Annotated in this window: 17 protein-coding genes; 13 read left to right on the top strand and 4 right to left on the bottom strand. The window is 70.4% G+C overall.

All coding sequences use genetic code 11. From position 1 onward, the window contains the following. The first annotated feature begins 41 nt into the window (after positions 1–41). The 3 genes from AJAP_RS26915 to AJAP_RS26905 all read left to right on the top strand — a co-directional run bounded on the left by AJAP_RS26915 (position 42) and on the right by AJAP_RS26905 (position 3,838). Entirely contained in the window at positions 42–926 is an 885-nt protein-coding gene (locus AJAP_RS26915) for a methylenetetrahydrofolate reductase (protein WP_038516386.1), read from the top strand. Positions 927–968: 42 nt separating this feature from the next. After that, the gene (locus AJAP_RS26910) at positions 969–2,654 is read left to right on the top strand and encodes a DUF885 domain-containing protein (RefSeq protein WP_038516384.1); all 1,686 of its coding nucleotides are present in this window, start codon (positions 969–971) and stop codon (positions 2,652–2,654) included. Between the two features lie 302 nt (positions 2,655–2,956). Then, positions 2,957–3,838, top strand: coding sequence for a DMT family transporter (locus tag AJAP_RS26905; protein WP_038516381.1), 882 nt, complete (start codon positions 2,957–2,959; stop codon positions 3,836–3,838). Here the strand turns inward: AJAP_RS26905 and AJAP_RS26900 are convergent. Both AJAP_RS26900 and AJAP_RS26895 read right to left on the bottom strand, forming a co-directional pair. After that, positions 3,835–4,398, bottom strand: coding sequence for a GNAT family N-acetyltransferase (locus AJAP_RS26900; protein ID WP_016332697.1), 564 nt, complete (start codon positions 4,396–4,398; stop codon positions 3,835–3,837). The genes AJAP_RS26905 and AJAP_RS26900 overlap by 4 nt on opposite strands. Beyond that, a complete protein-coding gene (locus tag AJAP_RS26895) occupies positions 4,395–4,916 on the bottom strand; it encodes a YbaK/EbsC family protein (protein WP_038516377.1) in 522 nt (173 codons plus the stop codon). Before AJAP_RS26895 ends, AJAP_RS26900 begins: the two co-directional genes overlap by 4 nt. Before the next feature lie 221 nt (positions 4,917–5,137). On the opposite strand from AJAP_RS26895, the gene AJAP_RS26890 reads away from it, so the two are divergent. The 4 genes from AJAP_RS26890 to AJAP_RS26875 all read left to right on the top strand — a co-directional run bounded on the left by AJAP_RS26890 (position 5,138) and on the right by AJAP_RS26875 (position 8,429). After that, positions 5,138–5,620 carry an SAV_6107 family HEPN domain-containing protein gene (locus AJAP_RS26890; protein ID WP_007029300.1) on the top strand — a complete coding sequence of 161 codons (483 nt, stop codon included), beginning with the start codon at positions 5,138–5,140 and terminating at the stop codon, positions 5,618–5,620. A 24-nt stretch (positions 5,621–5,644) separates the two neighbouring features. After that, positions 5,645–6,409, top strand: a complete 765-nt coding sequence (locus tag AJAP_RS26885; RefSeq protein WP_038516374.1) for a maleylpyruvate isomerase family mycothiol-dependent enzyme — start codon at positions 5,645–5,647, stop codon at positions 6,407–6,409. A gap of 155 nt (positions 6,410–6,564) precedes the next feature. Beyond that, positions 6,565–7,248 carry a VOC family protein gene (locus AJAP_RS26880; RefSeq protein WP_038516371.1) on the top strand — a complete coding sequence of 228 codons (684 nt, stop codon included), beginning with the start codon at positions 6,565–6,567 and terminating at the stop codon, positions 7,246–7,248. A gap of 95 nt (positions 7,249–7,343) precedes the next feature. Further along, complete coding sequence (locus AJAP_RS26875) at positions 7,344–8,429, top strand: GNAT family N-acetyltransferase (protein WP_038516368.1); 1,086 nt, start codon at positions 7,344–7,346, stop codon at positions 8,427–8,429. Positions 8,430–8,493: 64 nt separating this feature from the next. Here AJAP_RS26875 and def read toward each other — a convergent pair whose 3' ends face one another. Both def and AJAP_RS26865 read right to left on the bottom strand, forming a co-directional pair. Continuing rightward, positions 8,494–8,994, bottom strand: a complete 501-nt coding sequence (gene def / locus AJAP_RS26870) for a peptide deformylase (RefSeq protein ID WP_037343240.1) — start codon at positions 8,992–8,994, stop codon at positions 8,494–8,496. 167 nt (positions 8,995–9,161) lie between these two features. Continuing rightward, positions 9,162–13,784: an ATP-dependent helicase gene (locus AJAP_RS26865; RefSeq protein ID WP_174492107.1), complete on the bottom strand. Its 4,623-nt coding sequence runs from the start codon at positions 13,782–13,784 to the stop codon at positions 9,162–9,164. A gap of 173 nt (positions 13,785–13,957) precedes the next feature. Here AJAP_RS26865 and AJAP_RS26860 point away from each other — a divergent pair, with 173 nt between their 5' ends. The 6 genes from AJAP_RS26860 (at position 13,958) to AJAP_RS26835 (ending at position 19,488) form a co-directional block, all read left to right on the top strand. Further along, entirely contained in the window at positions 13,958–15,868 is a 1,911-nt protein-coding gene (locus AJAP_RS26860; protein WP_038516365.1) for an Hsp70 family protein, read from the top strand. Between the two features lie 94 nt (positions 15,869–15,962). Then, positions 15,963–16,157: a DUF3046 domain-containing protein gene (locus tag AJAP_RS26855; protein ID WP_038516362.1), complete on the top strand. Its 195-nt coding sequence runs from the start codon at positions 15,963–15,965 to the stop codon at positions 16,155–16,157. Positions 16,158–16,364: 207 nt separating this feature from the next. Continuing rightward, positions 16,365–17,405 carry a recombinase RecA gene (gene recA, locus AJAP_RS26850; protein WP_005164741.1) on the top strand — a complete coding sequence of 347 codons (1,041 nt, stop codon included), beginning with the start codon at positions 16,365–16,367 and terminating at the stop codon, positions 17,403–17,405. 79 nt (positions 17,406–17,484) lie between these two features. Further along, complete coding sequence (locus tag AJAP_RS26845) at positions 17,485–18,012, top strand: regulatory protein RecX (protein WP_125737904.1); 528 nt, start codon at positions 17,485–17,487, stop codon at positions 18,010–18,012. Positions 18,013–18,373: 361 nt separating this feature from the next. Next, positions 18,374–18,997, top strand: a complete 624-nt coding sequence (locus AJAP_RS26840; RefSeq protein WP_038516359.1) for a VOC family protein — start codon at positions 18,374–18,376, stop codon at positions 18,995–18,997. 50 nt (positions 18,998–19,047) lie between these two features. Beyond that, on the top strand, positions 19,048–19,488 hold the full coding sequence (locus AJAP_RS26835; protein WP_037343247.1) for an iron chaperone: 441 nt from the start codon (positions 19,048–19,050) through the stop codon (positions 19,486–19,488). Positions 19,489–19,547 lie beyond the last annotated feature (59 nt).

Raw genomic sequence — 19,547 nt, 5'->3', positions numbered from 1 at the left:
GGGCTCCCAGCCAGCGGACATTCCCCCTTAACATGGGCCGTATGACGTCGGTGGTCGAGCGGTTGCAGGGTGATGGACCCGTGTTCTCCATCGAGTTCTTCCCGCCCCGGGACGCGGCCGACGAGGCCGTTCTATGGAAGTCGATCCGGGAACTCGAGCCGCTGGACCCGGCATACATGTCGATCACCTACGGCGCGGGCGGCTCCAGCCGGGACGGCACGATCCGCAGCATCGCCCGCGTCGCGACCGAAACCACGCTGGTGCCGATGGCGCACCTCACCGCCGTGAACCACTCGGTCGCGGAACTGCGCAACGTCATCGGCTGGTACGCCGCCGTCGGCGTGCGGAACATCCTCGCGCTGCGGGGCGACCCGCCGGGCGATGTCTACGGCGACTGGGTCCCGCATCCGGACGGGCTGAACTACGCCGAGGAACTCGTCGAACTGGTGCGTTCTCTCGGCGACTTCTGCGTCGGAGTCTCGGCCTTCCCGTATGGCCACCCTCGCTCGGCCGACCTCGAAGCCGACACCGAATACCTCGTGCGCAAGCTGCGCGCGGGCGCGGATTTCGCGATCGCGCAGCTGTTCTTCGAACCGGAGGACTTCCTCCGCCTGCGTGACCGGGTGGCGGCCACCGGCTGCGAGGCACTGGTCATCCCCGGCATCATGCCGCTGACCACGCCGCGGACGCTGCACACGTCCATCAAGCTGTCCGGCGCGCCCGCGCCGCGGCGGCTGCTGGACCGGCTGGAGCCGCTGGCCGACGACCCGAAGGCCTTCCGCGCCGCGGGTATCGACGCGGTGACCGAGCTGGGCGAGCGGCTCATCGCCGAAGGCGTCCCCGACCTGCACTTCTATACGTTCAACCGGTCCAAGGCCACGCGTGAGGTGGTCAGCAGGCTCGGGTTGGTCCCCGCGCGGGCGTAACTCCGTACCGAAGTCGCCCGCGATCCCGGTAGCGTGCCGGTCATGGCTTCAACCGCGCGAAGTGTGCACGAGATCTGTGACCGGTACGTCGACGAGTACGCCGCGGCCGACCCGGTCGCCGCGACGACGTTCGGAATCTCCGGATACGACGACCAGCTGACCGACTATTCGCCCGCCGGGCACGCGGCCAGGGCCGCGATCGCCGCGCGCGCACTGGCCGACATCGCCGCGGCCGAACCGGTCGACGACGGTGAACGCGCGGCCAAGGCCGTGTTCAGCGAGCGGATCGCGCTGAACCTCGAGATCCACGAAGCCGGTCTCGACATCGCGGCGCTGAACGTGATCGAAAGCCCGGTGCAGGAACTGCGCATGGTCTTCGACTTCATGCCCACCGAGACCGCGCAGGACTGGGCGACGATCGCCGCCCGGATGGCGAGGGTGCCCGAAGCGCTCGACGGTCTCCGTACGTCGCTGCTCGCGTCCGCCGACGCGGGCCGGGTGGCGGCGTTGCGGCAGGTCGGCAAGGTCGCCGAACAGGCCGAAACCTGGGCCGGGCTGAAGGACGAGACCGGTTTCTTCGAGACCCTCGCCTCCGGCGCGAAAGACGTCGACGAGAAGCTCCGCGCCGAACTCGGCCAGGCCGCTCACGCCGCCCAGGAGGCGTACGCGGAGTTCGCCGGTTTCCTCCGCGCCGAGCTCGCCCCGCTGGCGCCGGTCAAGGACGCCGTCGGCGCCGAGGTCTACCAGCTGTGGTCCCGGGTGTTCACCGGCGCCACCCTCGACCTGGACGAGGCCTACGCCTGGGGCTGGGCCGAGTTCACCCGCCTCGAAACCGAGATGCGCGAGGTCGCCGGCCGGATCAAGCCCGGCGCCACCCTCGCCGAGGCGGCCGCCGCCCTCGACGCCGACCCCAAGTACACCGTGCGTGGCCGGGCGGAATTCCAGGCCTGGATGCAGAACCTGTCCGACAACGCGTTGAAGTCGTTGCGCGGCAAGCACTTCGACATCTCCGACCGGGTGATGGCGCTGGAGTGCAAGATCGCCCCGCCGGGCGGCACCGTCGGCGCGTACTACACCGGCCCGAGCGAGGACTTCTCCCGCCCCGGCCGCATGTGGTGGTCGCTGCCGCAGGGCCGGGACGAGTTCACCACCTGGCGCGAGGTCAGCACCGTCTACCACGAGGGCGCGCCGGGTCACCACCTGCAGATCGCGACCGCGGTCGACCAGTCGGAGTCGCTGAACAAGTACCAGCGGCTGCTCGCGTTCACCTCCGGGCACGCCGAGGGCTGGGCGCTGTACTCCGAGCGGCTCATGGAGGACCTCGGGTTCCTCGCCGACGACGGCGAACTGTTCGGCATGCTGTCCGAGCAGCTGTTCCGCGCCGCGCGGGTGATCGTCGACATCGGCATGCACCTGGAACTGGAGATCCCGGCGGGCACCGGTTTCCACGAGGGCGAGCGGTGGACGCCCGAGCTGGGCCTGGAGTTCATGCTCACCCGGACCGTCACCGACCCGGCCCACGTGCACGACGAGATCGACCGCTACCTGGGCTGGCCGGGGCAGGCGCCGTCGTACAAGCTCGGCGAACGGCTCTGGCTCACCGCCCGCGAGGAGGCCCGCGCGCGGCAGGGCGACGCGTTCGACATCAAGCAGTTCCACACGCGGGCGCTGGCGCTCGGCGGGATGGGGCTCGACACGCTGCGGGAGATGCTGGCCGCTCTCGACTGACCCGCCGCTCTCGCCCGCCCGTGCCAGGAACGGTCCTTTCCTTGCAAATTTCGCAAGGAAAGGACCGTTCCTTGCATCCGGAGGGGGCCTCCGCGTGCCGCAATTCACGTGCCCCCGATACCGCGGCCTTGATACGTTCCCTCTCGTGCACCGGATCTTTCTCGTCACCCCACCCCCCGCTTCCTGAGCGGGGTGTCTCCGGCCGCGCGGCGTTCCCGCCGCCCGGCCGATCCGTGCTGCACTGAAGCACCCCGCGTCGTCGACGTCCTTTCCGACAGACACAGACGCAGGAGCGTTTCCCCATGTCCGTTGCCGTACCCACGCGTGCCCGATCGTCGGCCGCGCTCGTCCTCGCCGGGGTCCTCTGGGGGACCGGCGGCCTCGCCGGATCCCTGCTCGCCTCCCGGGCGGGGCTCCATCCGCTGAGCGTCGCCGCGTACCGGCTGCTCATCGGCGGTGTGATCGCCACCGGCTACCTCTGGCTCACCGGAGGCCTTCGCGGCCTTCCCCGCACGCCACAGGCCCGTCGCCGCCTCCTGGCGGTCGGCGGGTTGTTCGCGCTCTTCCAGACCAGCTACTTCGCCTCGGTCTCGCTGAGTTCCGTGAGCGTCGCGACGATGACCACCATCGGCAGCGCGCCGGTGCTGCTCGCCGTCGCGACGGTCGTCAAAACCCGCCGCCTGCCCGGAGCGTGGACGGCCGTGTCCCTGGCCGGGTCGCTCGCCGGGCTCGCGCTGCTGCAATGGACGCCAGGGCAGGAAGCCGACGTCGCCGGTGTCTTGTTCGCCCTGCTCGCCGCGGCCGGGTTCGCCGCGCTGACACTCGTGACCGCGACCCGGGTCGAGGGGCTGGATCCCTTGCCCACCACGGCTTTCGGCTGCCTGATCGGCGGCGCCGCGCTCACTCCCGCCGCGTTGTGGTTCGGGATGGCCGTGCCGTTTCAGGCCGACGTGCTCGCGCTCGTCGTCTACTTCGGCGTCGTGCCCACGGCGCTGGCGTACGCCGCGTACTTCCGCGGCCTCGAAAGCGCGCATCCGGTCCTGGCCGCGTTGTCCGCGCTGCTCGAACCGCTGACCGCCGCGCTGCTGTCCATGGCCGTGCTCGGGGAACGGCTCGGCGCCGTGGGCTGGTGCGGCGCGGTGGTACTCATCGCCGCGCTCGCGGTCGCCTACACGAAACCCTAGAGCGGCAGCGTCCGGCCGAGGATCGCGAAGGGCCGCGGATCCCCGGCGAAGTGGTAGTCCCGCAGCACATCGACGAATCCGACGCGCCGGTACAGGTTCCAGGCCCGGCTGGTGCCTTCCGGCGTGGAAAGGAGGACGTGGGCGCTGGGCACGCCGTCGAGCAGCCGTCGCAGGAGGTCTTCGCCGATCCGTTTCCCCTGGCTTTCGGGGCTGACGTGGATCTCGGTGAGCTCGAAGTAGTCGGACATCCAGTGCTCGGCGGCGGCCTGGCCCTCGCGACGGGTCAGGCCGTGGCGGACCTGTTCGTGCCACCACTGGCCGCCGCGGCCCTTGTAGCCGTAGGCGAGCCCGAGCAGGACGCCGTCCGCGTCGAGCGCGGCCATGCAGCGCCAGCCTTCGCGCAGCGCGTGCGTGAGCCACATCGGCGCGCGTTGCTCCGCCGTGCCTTCGGGGTAGCGCATGGCGTTGACGTAGATGGTCAGCGCCTCGGGGAGCCGGGCGCGGAACTCGTCCGCGGACAGCTGGACGTAGCGGGTGCATTCCGAGGACATCGCGGTCACGGGCGCCCATCCTGCCTGTCGCCCGCGACGTCCGCGGGAGTGCCCCCGGTCAGCGCGACGAGGCCGGCGAACGTCGTGGGGTACACCGACTTCGGATGCCCGGCGGCCGCCCAGACGACTTCGTGGGCGCGTAACGCGGTGTCGACGAGGGTGGTCAACGCCTTCGGGTGACCGACCGGGGCGACGCCGCCGATCGGCTGCCCGGTGTGCGCGCGGACGAAATCCGCGTCCGCCTTGCCGATCTCGTCGGCGCCGGTCAGCGAAGCGAGGAGACCGGTGTCGGCGCGGTGCGCGCCGGAGGTCAGGGCGAGCAGGGCCGTTTCGGTGTCGCCGGTGCGGCTGCGGAAGACGAGGCTGTTCGCGATCGCGCCGACCTCGACACCGAGTGCTTCGGCGGCCTGGGCGGCCGTGCGGACTTCGGCGGGGAGGATCCGGATCCCGTCCGCGGCGGCCTGCTGGCCCGCCTCGGCGAGCGCGGCCGCGACCTTGGCCACCGAGGGATGGTCGATGGTGCTCATACGCCTATGAGATCACGTGGCCGATGCCGTGTCCCGCACCACATGCGGCGATCACCCCGCTACGGGGTTGAAGAAATGAGCACTTCAGGGTTACATTGGAGTTGTTCGAACAGACGTTCGACATTCGGTGAGCGCGCACCGGTAGGTGCCCGGCGCGGGGGCGGGGGAAGCGCCTCGGCGCCGGGCACCGGCCGGCGCTCACGTACAGGAGGAGGGTCGTCATGTCCGTTTCGGTCGTGTCCCCCGACGAAGCCGAGAGGCCGGGGGGCACCGCGCAGCCCGCCCTGCCCATGTCGTTGCGCCCGCCGGCACCACCCGCGGCGGTCTCCTTGTACGCACAGGCGAGGCGGGGGCTCGCCGAAGCAGAGCGGGAAAACGATCCCGCGGAGCGGTTCATCGGTGCCTATCTCGCCGCGCTGCGGGGCGCCGCGGCGGTACTGGAGGCCCGCGGCCGTCCGCACCGGGGCCGTGCCCGCCCGGCGAGCGGCTGGGTGCTGCTCGACTCCGTCGCGCCCGAGCTGAAGGAATGGGCGGCGTTCTTCGCGGCCAACTCGGCGACGCGGGCCGCCGCGCAGGCGGGTATCACCGGCAAGGTCACCGTCGAACTGGCGGACGAGCTGACGCGGGCCGCCACGGTGTTCCTGGAACTGGTGCGACGGGTGGTGCACGGGCTGCCGATGGGTGATTCGGCGCATGTCGCCTGAATCACCGGGGAGAGGGGGTGCCCGATGGCCGGGCAGGCCATGATCGACCAGGGCAGGTTCCTGGAGGTGATCGGCGCCGAAACCGAGCTGATGGCTCAGGTGGCGCACACCGCGTCCGCCGACGCGCCGGTCCCGACCTGCCCCGGCTGGACACTCGGCGAGGTCCTCCGGCACGTGGGCAGCGTGTACCGGGTCACCCGCCGCTGGATCACCGACGGGCGGCGTCCCGAGCACTGGCAGCGCAAACCAGGGCCGGGGCAGACCCTGGATGAGTACTTCCGCGAGGGCCGGGACGAGCTCGTCGCCGAGCTGTCCGCGCACGATCCGGACGAACTGGCACCGACCTGGTGGCCGGCGGACCGCAGTTACGGGTTCTGGCGGCGCCGGATGGCGCACGAGACGACGATCCACCGGATCGACGCGGAGAGCGCGGCCGGCCGGGACGTGTCGGAGATCCCCGAAGACGTGGCGGTCGACGGGATCGACGAGGCGCTGGTGCTCTGGTTCGGGCAGCGGCTGCCGTTGCTCGGGCTGTCCGGCACCAAGACCGGATCCGTCGGTGTCCGCACCGCGGGCCACACCTGGATCGCCAGGGCCGGCCCCACGGAGACGGTCGCCTGGCGGTGCTCGGCCGACGAAGCCCAGCGCGCGGACGATCTGATCACCGGGAAGCCGGACAAGATCTACCGCTGGCTCTGGGGCCGGGCGGGTCCGACGGCGGTGACGGTCAGCGGAGACCAGGACATGGCGGGACAACTCTGGGCCCTTCTGCGGCTCGCGACCCGATGACCGGTCGGTGGGGAAGCCAAACCGGTCAAGAGCGGGTCGACGGAGCTGAAGATGTGCCTGTAGAGCGACCGAACACGTGAACCTACTCGGCCGCCGTTGGTCGCGGGTTCACCTACGACAAGGAAAGTGTCGGTGGTGCCGTCTAGGTTCACGGTGTGGTGGCACATCTGGTGAACCTGGTCTTCGATTCGGCCCTTCCCAGGGATCTGGCGGGTTTCTGGGAAGGGCTGTTCAGCTGGGACGCGCCGTTCGAGCCGGCGTTTCGTTCCGAAACGCGGCCCAAAGGGCGCAAGAACCGGCTGCATCTGGATCTGGCGAGCCGTTCGCCCGGGCACCAGGCCGAGCTGGTGGACCGTGCGCTGTCCCTCGGCGCACGGCACATCGACATCGGCCAGGGCCCGCCGGAGGAGAAACGGGTGCCGTGGGTGGTGCTAGCGGATCCGGAGGGCAACGAGTTCTGTGTCCTCGAGCATCGAGAGCAGTACGAGGGCACCGGCGCGCTCGCGGCGGTCGTCGTCGACGCCCTCGATCCGGAGCGGCTCGCGCGGTTCTGGGCGGCCGCGCTGGGCTGGGAGATCGGCGTCCGGGAAGAGACGATCGTGGGCCTGCGGCCGCCGGACGGTCGCGGCCCCTGGGTCGAGTTCCTCGCCACGAAAGAGGACAAGGTGGAGCGGAACCGGCTGCGCTTCGAGATCGCGCCGGGGCCGGGCGGGAGCCGGGCGGCCGAAGTCCGGCGCCTGCTGGGGCTGGGCGCGCTAGGGCGCGGTACGGCGAGCCGAGGCGCCGTGTCCCTGGTGGATCCGGAGGGCAACGAGTTCAGCGTGCTCACGCCCCGCTGAGTGTTTCGCCCCGGTTGCGCGGCGGCGTCGAACGCTGACCTGAGCGAAACACCCGCGCCGTGGGCAGGCAACAACCGGCCGGGACCGTTGAGGTCATGGAGACCTATCGAGCCCGGCCCGCCCTGGTCCATCCCGGCGAAGAGACGGTGGCCGCTTCGGCCTGGCGTGTCCGGATCCGCGTGGACGACCGGCCCGGCACGCTGGCCAGGATCGCGATCCGGCTGGCCGACCTCGAGTGCAACATCCTCGGGCTGTCGGTGCTGCCGGTGCCCGGCGGCGTGCTCGACGAAATCGTCCTGCGGCCGGCCACCGGGTTGCCGCGGCAGCTGCTCATCGACGCGATCCGCGACGAAGGCTGCGAATGCTCCGCCGTCGTCGACGCGGATCTGGCGGAACTGGTCGATCCAGCCACCGCGACCCTCACCGCGGCCAAACGTGCCGTCGAGGAGCCCAACGGACTCGCGGAGGTGCTCCGCGGCGTCCTGGCGGCCGACGTCGTCACGAAGGTTCCGTCGATCGAGTCGAACCCGGCCCGCACGGAAGGCGGGCACCGGGCGGTGTTCCCCGCGGGGGACGGCGCCGCGTTCGTCGCCCGCCGCCGGTGGTCGCCGTTCGTCGAACTGGAATTGAGCCGCGCCGTCGCGCTGACCGGCCTGGTCGTCGCCGTCCGCGACAACGTGACCGGCCCGATCGTGCTCGACCGGCCCGACGGCGCCGCGGTCGTGCTGCGCAAGGGTGTCCCCGGTGACGCGGAAGCGGTGTCCGCGCTGCATCAGAGATGCTCGATGACGACGCTCTTCCACCGCTATCACACCGGAATGCGTGCCGTACCGCGTCGCTGGCTGCACCGGCTCCTGATGCCGCCGCGCGGGATCAGCCTGCTCGCGGTCTGCGGCCGCGACGTGATCGGCCTCGGTCAGCTGATCCCGTCGGCCGACGGCGGCGCGGCCGAAATCTCGCTCCTGGTCGAGGATTCCTGGCAGCGCCAAGGCATCGGCACGGCTTTGCTGTCCCGGCTCGCCACGCTCGCCCTGGCCAAGGGGGAGCGCGAGCTCACCGCCGTCTGCCTGCCCGGCGACGATTCCCTGTACCGCACCGCCGTCCGCGTGGGGCTCCGCCCCGAACGCGTCACCGGAGACTCCGGCACCCTGAGCTTCACGCTCCCCGACCCCCGCGTTTAGTCCTCTGGATGCGGTCGTTCGCTTTACCAACCACCGCATCCAGAGGACGAAATGCGGGAGGAGGTCAGCGGTTCCAGAACCAGTCTTTGCCCCGGGCCTCGCCGAGTGCGCGCTTCTTGCGCTCGGGAGTGAGCCGCTCCAGGTACAGCTTGCCGTCGAGGTGATCGGTCTCGTGCTGCAGGCACTGGGCGAGCACGTCGACCCCTTCGACCTCGACGGGCTCGTTGCGCAGGTCGACACCGCGCACAACGGCGTGCTTCGCGCGCACCACCGGGAACCACAGCTCCGGCACCGACAGGCAGCCCTCGCCGATCTCGTGTGTCTCTTCGGACAGCTCGACGATCTCAGGGTTGATCACGTATCCGCTCAGCCCGCCGACGTCGTAGCTGAACACCCGCAGCCCGACCCCGATCTGCGGCGCCGCCAGCCCCGCGCGCCCGGCCGGTTTCACCCCGTCCATCAGATCGGTCACCAGCGACTCGATCTTCTTGTCGAATGTCGTGACCGGGTCGCATACGGTCTTGAGCACGGGATCCCCGAAATAGCGCAGGTCGCGCATCACCATGTTCGAACGTCCTTCTCCGCAGGTCTGACTGCCTGTTGGTGAACCCGCGTCCGCGATCGCGTCGGCAGGGCGCAATCTGGTCTTCCAGGTCGCGGCGGGTGCTGATGGCGTACGGTCACCTTCCGGACAAAAATCTCAGCTCCGCCAACAGGCTCTGAGCGGTGATTCTAGGCCCGCAGGCGCAGTCCCTTCGGAGTCGCCCGGAAACCCGCCTCCTGGAGGACGGCCGAAAGCTCCGACGTGAGCGCCACCTCGCCGTCGGCCTTCTGCACCGCGAGCTGGCCGAGCCAGCCCTCCCGCACAGCCGTGGACAGCGCCCGCGCGGCCGACCGCAACGTCTCCTGATCCTCGGTGAAGCTCAGCAGCGACCGGCCGCCTCGCTCCACGTACATCGCCGGGATACCGTCCACGAGCACCGCCAGCGCGCCCGCTTTCCTTGCCGGGCGGTGCTTCGTGTCGCCCGTCGCGGCGGGCCACGGCAACGCGGCACCGTAGGGCTGGGCCGGATCGGCGGCGGCGAGCACGACGGCGCCTTCGGTGGTCGTACGCTGGTTCCCGGATTGCGCGCGCAGCCTGTCGACGGCGCCCTTCGCCGCGAACTGCGCCGCGCCGAGCCCTTCGACCACGTATCCCCGGACGACCTGGCCCGAATCCTCCATCCCGCGCAAAACCTTGTAGATCCCGGAAAAACCGCCCGTGACGCGTTCGGTGTCGAGAGCTCCGCGGGTGAGGACGCCGTGCCGCTCCAGGAATGCCTCGGTCCGCGCGTGCGCGCGCCTGGTCGGATCCGGTTCGCGATCAGGGGTCAGGGCCCAGCGTCCCGCGACCGTCGGCGGTCCGGTGCGCGAAGGCATCGCCGGACGACCGGCCCGAAGCCGCGCGTACCGGCCGCGAGGAGCCTGCCGCCGTGGTTTGTGCGCCGCGCCGGAGCCGGAGACCTGTGCCCGCAACGGGCCCAGTGTGTCGCCGGTGACCAGCCCGGCCCACACGAGATCCCACAGTGCCGCCACGACTTCGCCGTCGTTGGGCGGGGTCTCGACCAACGGCGACGCGCGATCCACCAGCTGCCGGAAGAACTGCGCCCCGCCCTCCAAAGTGGACAGAATGGCTTCGTGGAGCGGACCGGAGGGCAGATCGTCGTCGAGATCCGGCAACAGCAGATCGGCGACGTCCGTGGGCGCGAGCGCCAGCCAGCCGTCCCCGCCGGACAGGGAACCGCAACCACACCAGGTGACCTCACCCGCCGTGGTGAGCTCGTCCAGTAGCGAAGGGGTGTAGCCGGGCAGCCTGCTCGGCAGGATCAGGGACTCGACCGCGCTCGCGGGGAGCGGGGCTCCGGCCAGTTGCTCGACCACGGACAGCACGTCATCCGCCGTCGGCGCCGACCGCACTCGCGCGCCGATACCGTGCCACGACGGCAGGAACCGGCCCAGTGCCGCCGGTTCGACCGGCTCGACCTCGGCCCGCAGCCGGGCCAGCGACGCCCGCCGGAGCCTGCGCAGCACCGACGCGTCGCAGAACTCGATGCCGACGCCGTGGGTCTCGGGATGCCCGACGGGGCTCAGCTCACCCCGGACCAGCCTGCCCTGTGTGGTCAGCCTGTCCAGCACGCCGGTGACCACGGCCGTCCCGAGCCCGAACCGCTCGGCGGCCTGGCGGGCGCTGAACGGGCCACGGCTTCGCGAATAGCGGGAAAGCAGGTCTCCGACCGGATCCTCGACCGGTTCGGTGAACGCCTCCGGCACACCGACCGGCAGCGCGGTGCCCAGCGCGTCCCGCACCCGGCCCGCGTCCTCGATGGCGATGAAACGCTCGCCGCCACCGATACGCACCCGGATCACCCGTCGTGCGGCTTCCAGCTCCTCCAGCCATTCCCGCTGGATCCCGCGCGCGGCGGCCTCCTCGATCGAGAGATCGCCGAGGAACCGCAACAGATCCGCGGCTTCCTCGGCGTTGCGGGCGTGCCTGTCCGGGTCGAGCCGCTGCAGGGAGCGCTCGACCTCGGCGACGACCTCGGCGTCCAGCAGTTCCCGGATCGCCTCGGTGCCGAGCAGCTCGGCCAGCAGCGTCGAATCCAGCGCCAGCGCCGCCGCGCGCCGTTCCGCGAGCGGAGCGTCCGTCTCGTACAGGAACATCCCGACGTAGCCGAAGAGCAGGCTGCGCGCGAACGGGGACGCGGACGGCGTCTCGACCTCGACCAGCTTGACCTTCCGGGACCGGACGTCGGTCATCAGTTCGCGCAGCCCGCCGACGTCGTACACGTCCTGCAGGACCTCCCGCATCGCTTCGAGTACGACGGGGAACCGCTCGTACTTGGCCGCGACCGAAAGCAGCTGGGACGCGCGCTGCCGTTGCTGCCACAGCGGGGTGCGGCGGCGCGGATCCCGGCGGGGAAGCAGCAGCGACCGTGCCGCGCATTCCCGGAACCGTGCGGCGAACAGCGCGGAGCCGCCGACCTCGGCGACGATCAGCTGCTCGACCTCCTCCGGATCGAGCAAGACGTCTTCGACCCCGATGGTGACCTCGGCGCCGTCCATGTCCAGCGCCTCGGGCAGCCGCAGCACGATGCCGTCGTCGGAATGCGCCACCTGGGCGTCGACCCCGCGGTTCTCCCGCAGCCGGGCCGCGATCGCGAGCGCCCACGGCGCGTTGACCTGCGCGCCGAACGGCGAGTGCAGGATGACGCGCCAGTCGCCCAGCTCGTCGCGGAACCGTTCCAGGAGCACGGTTTTGTCGTTCGGCACATGCCGGGTGGCCGACTTCTGCTCTTCCAGGTACGCCAGCAGGTTGTCGCAGGCGTACTCGTCCAGCCCGGCGACGGCGGCCCGTTCCCTGGCCGCCGAGGGCTCCGAAGTGGACAGTTCGCGGACGAACGCGCCCAGCGCCCGCCCCAGCTCCAGCGGACGGCCCGGGGCGTCGCCCTTCCAGAACGGCATCCGGGCGGGCTCACCCGGCGCGGGGACCACGATCACCCGGTCGTGGGTGATGTCGGTGACCCGCCAGGAGGAGGTGCCGAGCAGGATCGTGTCGCCGACGCGGGACTCGTAGACCATCTCCTCGTCGAGCTCGCCCACCCGCGACCCGGGTTTGTCGTCGCCGCCCGGCGTCATCACGGTGAACAGGCCGCGATCGGGGATCGTGCCGCCCGACGTCACCGCCAGCCGCTGCGAACCCGGACGACCGTGCAGCTCGCCGCTGACCCTGTCCCAGGTGATCCGGGCGCGCAGCTCACCGAACTCCTCGCTGGGGTACCGGCCGGCGAGCATGTCGAGCACGGCCAGCAACGCGTCGTCCGGCAGGGACGCGAACGGTGCCGCGCGGCGGGCCAGCGCGGCGAGTTCGTCGACCGTCCAGGATTCGAGCGCCACCATCGCCACGACCTGCTGCGCCAGCACGTCCAGCGGATTCCGCGGATATCGCACCGCCTCGATCGCCCCGGACGCCATCCGCTCCGCCACCACCGCGCAGGAGACGAGGTCGCCGCGGAACTTCGGGAACATCACCCCGCTCGACACCGCGCCGACCTGGTGCCCGGCCCGGCCGACCCGCTGCAGGCCCGAAGCGACCGTCGGCGGCGCCTCGATCTGCACGACGAGATCGACCGCGCCCATGTCGATGCCCAGTTCCAAAGAGGACGTCGCCACGACACACGCCAGCCGCCCGGACTTGAGCTCCTCTTCCACATGCGTGCGCTGCTCACGCGACATCGAGCCGTGGTGCGCCCGCGCGATCACCGGGGCCGCGCCGGTGGTGAGCCCGGACTGGCCGATCGCCTCGGCCGGATACCGCTGATCCGGCTCCAGCTCGCTCTGTTCCGCCACGAGTTCGTTGAGCCGGGCCGTCATCCGCTCGGTGAGCCGCCGCGAGTTGGCGAACACGATGGTCGACCGGTGCGCCTGGATGAGTTCGAGGACCCGCTCCTCCACCGCGGGCCAGATCGACGGCCGTCGCGGCGCGCCGTCGATGTCCTCCAGCGAGCCGGGCAACCGCGCGAGGCCCGCGTCGAGGTCTTCGTTCTGCTTGGGCCCCTGAGGACCGTCGAGATTGGACATGTCCTCGACGGGGACCTCGACACGGACCTCGATCGTCTTCGCGAGCTTCGGCTGGACGATGGTGACCGGCCTGCCACCGGCCAGGAACGAGGCGACCTCGTCGATCGGCCGGACCGTCGCCGACAGCCCGATCCGCTGGGCGGGCTTTTCGAGAAGGGCGTCGAGCCGCTCCAGGGACAAGGCCAGATGCGCGCCGCGTTTGCCGCCCGCGACCGCGTGGACCTCGTCGATGATCACCGTCTCCACGCCGCGCAGCGAATCGCGGGCGGAGGAGGTGAGGATGAGGAACAGCGACTCCGGTGTGGTGACCAGCACGTCCGGCGGGGTCTTGCCGAACGAGCACCGCTCGGCGGCCGTGGTGTCACCCGTGCGCATGCCGACGCCGATGTCCGGCACCGGCAGCCCCAGCCGCCGCGACGCCTGCGAGATGCCCGCCAGCGGTGCCCGCAGGTTGCGCTGGACGTCGACCGCCAGCGCCTTCAGCGGCGAGACGTAGAGGACACGGCAGCGTTTCCGCGGCTCGGACGGCGGCGGCTCGACCGACAGCCTGTCCAGTGCCCAGAGGAAGGCCGACAGCGTTTTACCGGAGCCTGTCGGGGCCACGACCAGCGCGTGTTCCTTCGCATGCGCGGCACGCCACGCCCCCTCCTGCGCGCGGGTGGGCGCGGCGAAGGCCCCGGTGAACCAGTCCCTGGTCGCGGGGGAGAAGAGGTCGAGTACGTCTGCCACGCCCTCCATAGTGCGCCGGACCACCGACAGTTTCGCTCCGAGGGCTGTGACGAGGCACCCGGTCGGGACGAGATCGGCGGGTTCCGCACGTGCGGTGACCTCGCTCATGGGAGCATCACGGCCAGCGCGGCCGGATCGGTACTTGGGGCGGCCGCCGTTCGTCTGTTGAAGGGGTATGAGCTGTGCGGATCCTGTCGGTGGACCTCGGGACGTCCAACACCGTGGCCGTCCTATCGGCGCACGGGAGGCCGCCGCGGGTGGTCGAGGTCGACGGTTCGGCCAACATGCCGTCCGCGGTGTTCGCCACCGAGGACGGCACGATCATGGTCGGCCGCGACGCCGAACGCCGGGCCCGGCTCGACCCAACCCGCTTCGAGCCCAACCCCAAACGCCGGATCGACGAGCAGACGCTGCTGCTGGGCACGGACGTCATCCCGGTCACCGAGGTGCTGGCCGCGATCCTGCGCCGCGTCCTCGACGAGACCACCCGCCAGCTCGGCGGCGAACTGCCCGACGAGGTCCGGCTCACCCACCCCGCGCAGTGGGGGCAGACCCGCCGCAACGTGCTGCTGTCCGCCGCCCGGCTCGCCGGGATGGGCGGCAACCTCGTGCTCGTCCCCGAGCCGGTCGCCGCGGCCGCGCATTTCGCGTCGTTCCCCGGCAAGACGCTCGCGCCGGGGCAGGCGCTCGCCGTGTACGACCTCGGTGCCGGCACTTTCGACGTCGCGATCGTCGGCGCGACCCCGAACGGCGGCTTCACCGTCGTCGCCGAAGACGGCCTTCCCGACCTCGGTGGTCTCGACGTCGACCAGGCGCTGCTGGTGCACGTCGGTCGCGAGGTCTCGCACCGGGATCCCCAGCGCTGGCAGCGGGTTTTGCGGCCCGAGTCCACTCCGGACCGTCGTACGCGGCGCGCGCTGCAGGAGGACGTGAAGGCGGCGAAGGAAGCCCTTTCGCGGCACCCGCAGACCGAGGTTCCGATGCCGGAGCCGTTCGAGGACGTCCTTGTCACGCGAGGCGAACTCGAAGCGCTGGTGCGGCCGTCGATGCTGCGCAGTGTCGAGCTGATGTCGCGGGTGGTCCGCTCGGCGGGTATGACCCCCGACCGGCTCGCCGGTATCTACCTCGTCGGCGGTTCGAGCCGTCTCCCGCTGGTCGGCAGCCTGATCGCGGAGAAGCTCGGCGTCGTCCCCGGCAGCCTCGACCAGCCCGAGACCGCGGTGGCGCTCGGCGCCCAGCACGTCGCTTCCGACGGCATCAGCTCGCGTACGCAGGGCGTCGAAGGGCAGGTCGCGGCGGGAACCGGGGCGCATCAGGTCGGCCCCGGCGCGTCGGGACCGTACGCGCCGCCGCAGCAGGTCGCGTCGATCCCCGGCTACTCGGGCGGGGGGCCCGGACAGTCCGGGGGCTTCCCCCAGTCAGGTTATCCGAACAGCGGTCCGCAGCAGGCGCAGCAGCCCGCGCCGACGAATTTCCCGACGTACTCCCTCGCCGGGCAGACCGCCGCCGAGAAGGCGCCCGCGAGCAAGAAGAAGCCGCTCGTCATCGGAGCCATCGTGGCCGTGGTCGTGCTGCTCGCCGCCGGGCTCACGTTCTTCCTGACGTCCTCTTCGTCGACGACCTACACGGCTGACGAGTGCAAGGTGCCCGGCGCGGCCGACGACAAGGGCCTCACCGGATGCCTTCGCCAGCTCGCGGGGAAGATCGCCGACACCGGGGACTGCAAACCCGGCATGGGCAACGGGCCGGCGAAACCGGCGGAAGACCTCGGCGTGACGTCGACCTGCTCGGCCCCGGGCCGCGCCGGGACCCAGGTGACCTATCTGCAGAGCGACTCGGCGGACAAGCTCAAGGCCTACACCGACGGACTGCTCAAAGCGGCCGGCGGGGACCGCACCGAGGCCAAATGGGTCGGCAACGCGCTGGAAGGCCAGTACTCCTCGGCCGCCGGGCGGAACGCCGCCGTGCTGGTGTTCACCGTGACCGACCGGCCGCTGGTCGGCTTCATCTACCAGGTGCCCGCCGAAGGACAGACCCCGACGCCGGGTGAGCTGGCCGATTACTTCGAGAAGAGCGTCCAGCCGGGCGAATAGCCCCCTTTTCGCGATCCTCAAGTCCGTGAAGGCCTCCTTGAGGGACCCAGAGTCCCTCAAGGAGGCCTTCACGGACCGGGCTAGACTCCGCCCGATGCGTATCACGGTCTTCCGGCGGCTGATGGCCGACGAATTCGGTCCAGGACGTGCGGAAACCCTCTCCAGGGATCACGTCTTCGGCGAACTCGGGGGCCGGACCGTCGAACAGGCCCTCGACGCGGGAACCTCGGCCAAGGACGTCTGGCGGGCGGTCTGCGACGCCTTCGAGGTCCCACCCGAGCGGCGCTGACCTCGAAGAACGGGCAAGAACCCTAACGCAACGGCGTGTCGGAGACGGCCTCGAACACACGTTCGTCTATGGTGTTGTCCACAACGGGGTCAGCGATCCACAGCTTGGGCGCGAGGCCTGGAATTGTCGGTGGTCGCCCGTAGCGTCGGACCCGACAGCTCAGAACTGAATCAAGCCCTACCCGGCTCAACCAACGAGGTGGACTCCATGGCACCAGCAGCACCCGACAAGGACAAGGCGCTCGAACTGGCCCTCGCCCAGATCGACAAGCAGTACGGCAAGGGCTCGGTCATGCGCCTCGGCGAAGAGGGCCGCGCGCCGATCGAGGTCATCCCCACCGGTGCCATCGCACTCGACGTCGCGCTCGGGATCGGCGGCCTGCCCCGCGGCCGGGTCATCGAGATCTACGGTCCGGAGTCCTCCGGTAAGACCACCGTCGCCCTGCACGCGGTCGCCAACGCGCAGAAGAACGGCGGCATCGCCGCGTTCATCGACGCGGAGCACGCGCTGGACCCGGAGTACGCCAAGAAGCTCGGCGTCGACACCGACGCGCTGCTGGTCTCCCAGCCGGACACCGGTGAGCAGGCGCTCGAGATCGCGGACATGCTGATCCGTTCCGGCGCGCTCGACATCCTGGTCATCGACTCGGTCGCCGCGCTCGTGCCGCGCGCCGAGATCGAGGGCGAGATGGGTGACAACCACGTCGGCCTGCAGGCCCGGCTGATGAGCCAGGCGCTGCGGAAGATGACCGGTGCGATGAACAACTCCGGCACCACCGCGATCTTCATCAACCAGCTGCGCGAGAAGATCGGCGTCATGTTCGGCTCTCCGGAGACCACGACCGGTGGTAAGGCGCTGAAGTTCTACGCGTCGGTCCGCCTGGACGTCCGCCGGATCGAGACGCTGAAGGACGGCGGCGAGCCCGTCGGCAACCGCACCCGCGTCAAGGTCGTGAAGAACAAGGTCGCGCCGCCCTTCAAGCAGGCCGAGTTCGACATCCTCTACGGCAAGGGTGTCTCCCGCGAGGGTTCGTTGATCGACATGGGTGTCGACCAGGGCATCCTGCGCAAGTCCGGCGCCTGGTACACCTACGAGGGCGACCAGCTGGGCCAGGGCAAGGAGAACGCCCGCAAGTTCCTGCTGGACAACCCGGACATCGCCAACGAGATCGAGAAGCGCATCAAGGAGAAGCTCGGCATCGGTGCCGCCGTCGACGCCGAAGCCGCCCCCGCGCCGGTCGACTTCTGAGTTCCGGAGCCCCGTCGACGGGGTGAAGTCGCCGATCGACCGTTTCGACTGGAGTGAGAGCTGAATGCGTGCGCCCAAAGTGGATCCGGCGGAGCTGCCGCCGGACGAGCGGAGGAAGAAGGCCAAGGAGATCTGCTTCGATCTCCTGGCCGCGCGCCCGCGTTCCACGGAGGAACTGCGTCAGGCCCTCAAACGCAAGGGCTTCGACGAGGAGACGACGGAGACCCTGCTCGGTAAGCTGGACCAGGCAGGGCTCATCAACGACGCCGAGTTCGCCGAGATGTGGGTGCGTTCCCGCCATGCCAACATGGGCCTGGCACGGACCGCCCTCGTAGCCGAACTCAAACGCAAAGGAATCGATGGGGATATCGCCGTCCAGGCCGCCGAAGAGGTGGACCGAGAGGCAGAGGAGCAGCGCGCCCGAGAGCTGGTACGGAAGCGCATGCGCTCCTTGGGCAACGTCGACGAGCAGACGGCGATCCGCCGCCTGCTGGGCTTCCTCGCCCGCAAGGGCTATCCCCAAGGGCTGGCCTACACCGTGATCCGCGACGAACTCCGCGAGTTCGGCGCCGAGTCGGCACTGCTGGACGACGCCACCCTCGACTGAGCTTCCGCACCACAGCCACTCACCGGCCGTACGGGCACTTGCCCGCGCGGCCGGTGTTTTGCGTTCCCGGCGGTTTCGCGTGACCAGACGGACGACACACGTGTCCAGACGGACGGCTCGGGACAGATCCCGGCTACGCGCGTGTCGTCCGTCCAATCACGTGTGTCGTCCGTCTGATCACACGCGCCGTCCGCTCAGTCACGCGAAAGTGCCGCCTGGGCGCACCCCGGTGACCACGAGCTTGCCGTCACGCGAACCCGCACGGCCCAGATCGCCCTCCGCCAAGCCTCTGAACAGCGCCGATACGACCGATCAGGAATCGAGAAGCGCCGGAAGCCCGCCGCGAAATAGCGTTACCGGCATGAACTTCATCGACGCCATCACCCTCGAAGTGGCCGACACCGAGGCCGCCGAACGCTTCTACACCACCGCCTTCAGGCTCGGCCCCGAGCTTCGCTTCCGGGCGTCGCAGGAGCCCTCCACCGGCTTCCGCGGCTACACCCTTTCCCTCACGGTTTCCCAGCCCGCCAACGCGGACGCGCTCATCGACGCCGCCGTCGCCGCCGGGGCGACCGTGATCAAGCCCGCCGCGAAGTCGATGTGGGGTTACGGCGGAACCGTCCAGGCACCGGACGGCGCGATCTGGAAGATCGCCACCTCGGCGAAGAAGAACACCGCGCCGGCCACCCGCGAGATCGACGCCATCGTGCTCCTGCTGGGCGTCGCCGATGTGGCCGCGAGCAAGAAGTTCTACGTCGAGCACGGCCTCACCGTCGGGAAGAGCTTCGGCCGCGTGTACGTCGAGTTCGAAGCCGGGTCGAGCCCCGTGAAGCTGGCGCTGTACAAGCGCAAGGCGCTGGCCAAGGACGCCGGCGTGTCCCCCGAGGGCACCGGCTCGCACCGCATCGCGATCTGCGGTGCCGCCCCGTTCACCGACCCGGACGGATTCGCCTGGGAGACCTCGGCGCTCGCCGCCCAGTCCTGATGTGCCACTTCCGGATGCCCCCGCTCGCCGCCTACCAAGGAGAAAACGCCATGACCACGACCTACGAAGGATTCTCGGCCGAAGAGAAGGCCGCGATGAAGGAACACGCCCAGGACATGAAGAAGGCGGCGCGTCGCAGCTCGGCGGCCGACAAAGCGGCGGCCGCGGAACAGGACGTGATCGCGAAGATCGCCGAGATGTCCGATGAGGACCGGGCGCTGGCGGAGCTGGTCCACACCGTCGTGAAGGCCAACGCCCCGATGCTCGCGCCGAAACTCTGGTACGGCCAGCCCGCCTACGCGCTGGACGGCAAGCTCGTCTGCTTCTTCCAGCCCGCGGCCAAGTTCAAGACGCGGTACGCGACGCTCGGCTTCAACGACGCGGCTCAGCTGGACGACGGCGCGATGTGGGCGACCGCCTTCGCACTGACAGGCGTCACGCCCGATGTGGAGCAGCGCATCGCCGCCCTGGTGAAGCAAGCCGTCAGCTGACGGGAGTGGCAGCCCGCTTTACCGCGTGAGTGGCCACACGCGGGACGGCGGGGAAACCC

The organism is Amycolatopsis japonica, assembly GCF_000732925.1.
GTDB classification, from domain to species: domain Bacteria; phylum Actinomycetota; class Actinomycetes; order Mycobacteriales; family Pseudonocardiaceae; genus Amycolatopsis; species Amycolatopsis japonica.
The sequence above is the reverse complement of the archived record's forward strand: the minus strand, read 5'-3'. Positions and strand labels throughout refer to the sequence as shown.